Source organism: Streptomyces purpurogeneiscleroticus (assembly GCF_020024005.1).
Lineage (GTDB): Bacteria > Actinomycetota > Actinomycetes > Streptomycetales > Streptomycetaceae > Streptomyces > Streptomyces purpurogeneiscleroticus.
In genome coordinates this window covers 1-5,194 of sequence record NZ_NHSG01000297.1, presented here as the reverse complement: position 1 = coordinate 5,194, position 5,194 = coordinate 1, and the positions used below count along the sequence as shown (strand labels likewise).

Below are 5,194 nucleotides of genomic sequence, written 5' to 3'. Positions count from 1 at the left end.
GCGTTGCGCCAGAAGCGGTCGAAGCCGGGGTCGGTCGCGGGGGAGGGGGCCTGGTTTCCGGCGGTGAGTTCGAGGACGCGCGTGGTGATGTGCAGCGCCGACTCGGTGGCGACGGCCTCGGCGGCGGCCACGAGGAAGGCGATCTCCGCGCGTTCGTCGGGGCCTAGCCCCGGGCCGATCAGGAGCCCCTGTGCCATCGCGTCCGTCGCGCGGCCGACGACGGACGACGCGCTGTGCGCCGAGGTCGCCAACTCGCCGTACGCGAGCAGCAGATACGGGTCCTCGCCGGGAGCCGCCTCGTACTCGCCGCTGCCGGTGTCGGTGAACGGATGGACGCCGGGCGCCACCCGGCTGATGTCCCGCGCCTCGGCCAGGGCGCCCTCGGCGTTGCCCAGCCCGACGTGGAGCAGGATGAGGCGGAGGGCGAGCGGGGCGAGCGCGGTGTAGGGGGAGACGGTGTACTCGTCGCCCGGGACGGTGCCGAGCACCTGCCCGGCCGCCACCGGCACGTCCTCGAAGTCCACGGTGGCGGCCCCGGTGAGCCGCTGGCCGAGCCGCCCCTCGGGCGCCTCCGGACACACGGTGGTGAACGCCGGGTCCACGGCCACGATCACCGTCTCGCCACTGTCGGCGTGCACCGCCGACAGCAGGAGCCGGTCGGCGACACCCGCGCCGGCAGCAAGGCCACGCTGCCCGTTCAGTACGTACTTCCGCCCCGCCTTTTTCCCGACGGGCGTGAGCAGCAGCCCGGCCCCGGCCGGCGCGCCGGGTGCCTCGGTGCTGCCGGCCCAGAGCCACCGCTCGCGCGCCGCCCGGGACTCGATGCGGGCCGCGTGCTCCGGCGCGCCGAACAGCCGCGGCCCCCAGGACAGTACGTAGTGGCGGGCGAGGAGTTCGGCGACGGAGCTGTCGGCCGCCGCGATCTCCCGTACGGCCGCGCACGCGGTACCCCAGTCGGTGCCGCGCCCGCCCGGCCCTGGCGGCGCGAGGAAGCCCGGCAGGCCGGCCTCGCGCAGCCGGGAGACCTCCTCGAACGGCGGCTTGCCCGCCCGGTCCCGGGCGCTCGCGTCGACGGCGAGATCATCGGCGAGCTCCCGCACGGCACGCGGCAAAATTCCGTCGCCGTCCTGCTGCCCGGTGTCCGGCGGCGGCGCGACGGCGCGCCGGGCGGAGTACGCAGCCATCGCGGCGGTCACCTTCCCGTCGTACCGGCTTCGGCGGGCCGGACGTCCGCCGTGTCCGCGGTTTCCGGCGCGTCGGCCGCGGGCCGCGGTGCGGCCGCGGCGGTGCGGCGGTGCTCCTTGACCGAGTATCCGACGGCGGCCGCCCACAGCGCGTAGACCAGTCCGTACACCGTCCACTGAACGGCGTCACCGGCGCCGAGCCAGTCGCTCCGCAGCAGGGTGCGGATGTTGGTGAGCACGATGACCCCGCCGACCGCCGAGCCGAGGATGCGCGGCGGTACGTGGCGGACCAGCCAGGCGGCGATCGGCGCGGCGATCAGCCCGCCGGCCAGCAGGGCCACGGCCCAGAGCCAGTTGACGCCTTCGGAGCCGAGGCCGACGAGGAAGCCGAGGCTGGCCGCGACCGCCACCAGGAACTCGCTGGTGTCGATGGAGCCGATGACCTTACGGGGTTCGAGGCGGCCGCTGGCCAGGATCGCCGGCGTGCCGACCGGCCCCCAGCCGCCGCCCCCGGTGGCGTCCAGGAACCCGGCGACCAGCCCGAGCGGGGACAGGAACCGCTTGCGCAGCGGCTTGTCGAGGTTCCCGGTGGGCAGTCCGGCGAGCGTGAACCGGGTCAGCACGTACAGGCCGAGCCCCAGCAGGACGAGGGCCATCACCGGCTCCGCGACCTCGGTGGAGAGCGCGGACAGGAAGGTCGCGCCCGCGAAGGCGCCGACGGCCCCGGGGATACCGATCTTCAGCACGACGCGCCAGTCGACGTTGCCGAAGCGCCAGTGCGCCGCACCCGAGGCGAGGGTGGTGCCGATCTCGGCCAGATGAACGGTGGCGGACGCGGCCGCGGGATTGGTGCCCACGGCGAGCAGCAGGGTCGTGGAGGTGACGCCATAGGCCATGCCCAGGCTGCCGTCCACGAGTTGGGCCCCGAGCCCGGCCAAGGCCAACAGAATCAGCGTACGCACGGCTACCTCACAGATTCCCTATGTTTCCCACTGGATTGGTAGGGATACTGTCCGCGAAAATCTCCGACAGCAAGAGGCTGTTCAGCTTATGGACTAAGCCGTCTCTCTATGCGAGACAAGTGGGTCGCGAAGACATCCCTCAGGGATTCGTCCACGCCTCCGGCGACTCGGTCAACCCCAGTACCTCCGGCGGGAGTTGGGCCGCCGCGACATCGGCCAGCGAGACCCCGTCCAGGATCTGGCGGACGTTGGCGCGCAGCGCGACCCAGAGCGGCAGCAGCGACTCGGCGGGCCCGGTGTACGACAGCTCCGGCGGCCGGACGCCGCGCACCGACACCAGCGGCCCCTCCACCGCGCGGATGACCTCCGCGATGCTGATCTCCTCGGCCGGCCTGGCCAGCCGGTAACCGCCGTTGCCGCCGCGCTGGCTGCGGACGAGCCCGCTGCGGCGCATGTCGTTCAGGATGCCCTCGAGGAACTTGTGCGGGATCTCCTGGGCGGCGGCGATGGCCTCGGCCTTCAGCGGCCCGTCGGCGGTGGATACGGCGAGCTGCAGCGCGGCCCGTACCGCGTAGTCCGCCCTGGCTGAGATGCGCATAGCCGCATTATCCCGCACGGCCGGCGGCGCGCCGGGCGGCCCGGCGTCCGGCGCGGGCGCCGCGTCCTACGATCGTCCGGTGGCGCACGCGAACGATGACGGATACCTCCTCGACAACCGGCAGTCCGAGGCGGGGCAGCGCTTCGACGCGCTGTCCGAGCTCTTCGACCCGGTCACCTTCCGGCACCTGACGGCCGTGGGCGTGGCCGAGGGGTGGCACTGCTGGGAGGTGGGGGCCGGCGGCCCCGCCGTCCCGGCCTGGCTGGCCGCGCGGACCGGGCCGGCCGGCCGCGTACTGGCCACCGACATCGACACCTCCTGGATGCCACCGGACGCCGCGTTCGAGGTCGCGCGCCACGACGTGGGGACGGAGGAGCCGCCGGCCGGACCGTTCGACCTGGTGCACGCCCGGCTGGTCCTCGTGCACGTACCCGAGCGCACGGCCGCCCTCGAAGCGATGGTGCGCGCGCTGCGGCCGGGTGGCTGGCTCGTACTGGAGGACGCCGACCCGGCGCTGCAGCCGCTGAGCTGCCCGCACGAGTACGGGCCCGAGCAGCGGCTGGCCAACCGCCTGCGACGCGGCTTCCGCGAACTGCTCGCCCGGCGCGGCGCCGACCTGGCCTTCGGCCGCACCCTGCCGCGGCTGCTGCGCGAGTCGGGCCTCACCGACGTCGCGGCCGACGCCTACTTCCCCATCACCTCGCCGGCCTGCACCGCCCTGGAGGCCGCGACCGTACGGCAGCTCCGCGACCGCCTGACCGACGCCGGTCTCGCCACCGACGAGGAGATCGAGGCACACCTCGCGAACATCGCCACCGGCGGACTCGACCTGACGACGGCACCGCTGATCTCGGCGTGGGGGCGCAAGCCGGTGGTCGATCAGACGCCGGTACCGCCGTGGCGGCGTGCGTGATCGGTCACGATCTCCCCGATGACATGCCGGGCGATGGCCGCCATGACCGGATTCGTGACCCGGTAGTACCGCAGCTCGGCGAGGGCGACCGACAGCGCCCAGCCGCGGCCCCGCGCCCAGGCCGCGTCGTCGGCCGCCACGGCGGTACGGAAGACGGCGCGCGCATCGACAGGCAGCAGGTACCACGCCGCGAGCAGATCGACTGCCGCGTCACCCAGCCCCAGGCACCCGAAGTCGATGACGGCACTCAGCCGCCCGTCCTCGACCAGGACGTTCCCCGGCTGCAGATCCGCGTGGATCCACACCGCGGGCCCGTCCGGCGCGGGCGCCCGCAGCGCCTCCTCCCACGCGGCGGTCGCCGTCTCCGTATCGATGACCCCGCGCAGCGCTTCCACATCACCACGCGTGGCGGCGTCCCGCGCCGCCAGGGGCTCACTGCGATAGGAGGGCGGACCACCAGCGGTATCGATGCGCCGCAGCGCACCGACGAACTCGGCCAGGTCCTTGGCGAAGAGACCGGCATCGAGCCCGAGACCGAGTCCGGGGGCGGACCGGGCGCGGCCCGGAAGCCACCGGTAGACGGACCAGTGCCAGGGATATCCCTCGCCCGGTACCCCCTTGCCCAGTGGTACCGGAACGGCGACCGGCAGCCGCGGGGCGAGCCGCGGCAGCCACTCGTGTTCCTTCGCGACATCCTCGGCGGACCCCGCGGTGCGCGGCAGCCGCACGACAATGTCACCGCCGAGCCGGTACATGGCATTGGACGTCCCCGCCGAATCCACCGGCTCGACGCCGAGCCCCGCCCATCGCGGGAACTGCGCACCGACCAGCCGCCGCACGAGACCCACATCGATCCCGCCCCCGCCGTCCTGCATGAGCCCCCCTCGGTCCGGGTGCGGGAATCACGGTGGCTTCCCGCTGCGTTCGGTCAACTATGCCCATGTCAGAGATCGATGCCCTCGTGTTCGACGTACTCGGCACGCTCGTCGACGAACCTGCCGGTATCCGCGCCGGCATCCGTGCACTCGACCCGGCTCTCGACGATCCCGAAATCGAGCGGCTGCTGTCGTTGTGGCAGCAGCACATCGACCGCGAGCAGCGTCGGATGCTCGACGGCGTCCGGCCCTACCTCCCCAGCGACGCCCTCGACCGGGAAGCCGCCCGGCTCGTCGCCGACGCCGCCGGAGTCGACGACCCGGCCGCCGTAGCGGCGCTGGCCCGCTCGGGCCGCCGGCTCCCACCGTGGCCCGACACCGTGGCAGGGCTCGCCCGGCTCGCCGAACGGTTCCCGCTGATCGGACTCTCCAACGCGAGCCGGACGGCGCTGCTGGAACTCAACGCCCACGCCGGACTCCGCTGGCACCAGGCCCTCTCCGCCGAAGACGCCCGTACCTACAAGCCGGACCCGGCGGTCTACCGGCTGGCCGTCACCGTCTCCGGACGACCGCCGGAGCGGCTGCTGATGGTCGCCGCCCATGCCTGGGACCTGCGCGCAGCGCAGAACCTCGGCCTGTGCACCGCCTACATCGCCCGCCCC

6 protein-coding genes are annotated in these 5,194 nt (G+C 73.7%); 2 read left to right on the top strand and 4 right to left on the bottom strand.

The window, feature by feature from the left end; all coding sequences use genetic code 11:
- From CCS38_RS19235 to CCS38_RS19225, 3 genes are all read right to left on the bottom strand, one after another.
- A partial coding sequence (locus CCS38_RS19235; protein ID WP_223734535.1) for an acyl-CoA dehydrogenase family protein occupies nt 1–1,184 on the bottom strand: 1,184 nt, incomplete at its 3' end.
- A gap of 8 nt (nt 1,185–1,192) precedes the next feature.
- Nucleotides 1,193–2,128 (bottom strand): sulfite exporter TauE/SafE family protein, encoded by a 936-nt coding sequence (locus CCS38_RS19230; RefSeq protein WP_223734534.1) that lies wholly within the window; start codon nt 2,126–2,128, stop codon nt 1,193–1,195.
- 157 nt (nt 2,129–2,285) lie between these two features.
- Entirely contained in the window at nt 2,286–2,744 is a 459-nt protein-coding gene (locus CCS38_RS19225; RefSeq protein ID WP_223734533.1) for an RrF2 family transcriptional regulator, read from the bottom strand.
- Nucleotides 2,745–2,823: 79 nt separating this feature from the next.
- Between CCS38_RS19225 and CCS38_RS19220 the strand changes: the two genes are divergently transcribed.
- Nucleotides 2,824–3,657 carry a methyltransferase domain-containing protein gene (locus CCS38_RS19220; protein ID WP_223734532.1) on the top strand — a complete coding sequence of 278 codons (834 nt, stop codon included), beginning with the start codon at nt 2,824–2,826 and terminating at the stop codon, nt 3,655–3,657.
- Here the strand turns inward: CCS38_RS19220 and CCS38_RS19215 are convergent.
- Complete coding sequence (locus CCS38_RS19215) at nt 3,624–4,532, bottom strand: aminoglycoside phosphotransferase family protein (RefSeq protein ID WP_223734531.1); 909 nt, start codon at nt 4,530–4,532, stop codon at nt 3,624–3,626. The two genes, CCS38_RS19220 and CCS38_RS19215, sit on opposite strands and share 34 nt — an antisense overlap.
- Nucleotides 4,533–4,591: 59 nt before the next feature.
- Here CCS38_RS19215 and CCS38_RS19210 point away from each other — a divergent pair.
- On the top strand, nt 4,592–5,194 hold a 603-nt coding region (locus CCS38_RS19210; protein WP_223734530.1), incomplete at its 3' end, for a haloacid dehalogenase type II.

Coding starts and splice junctions, on each gene's coding strand:
- CCS38_RS19225 (WP_223734533.1), bottom strand. CDS start 2,744: ATGCGCATCTCAGCCAGGGCGGACTACGCGGTACGGGCCGCGCTGCAG.
- CCS38_RS19215 (WP_223734531.1), bottom strand. CDS start 4,532: ATGCAGGACGGCGGGGGCGGGATCGATGTGGGTCTCGTGCGGCGGCTG.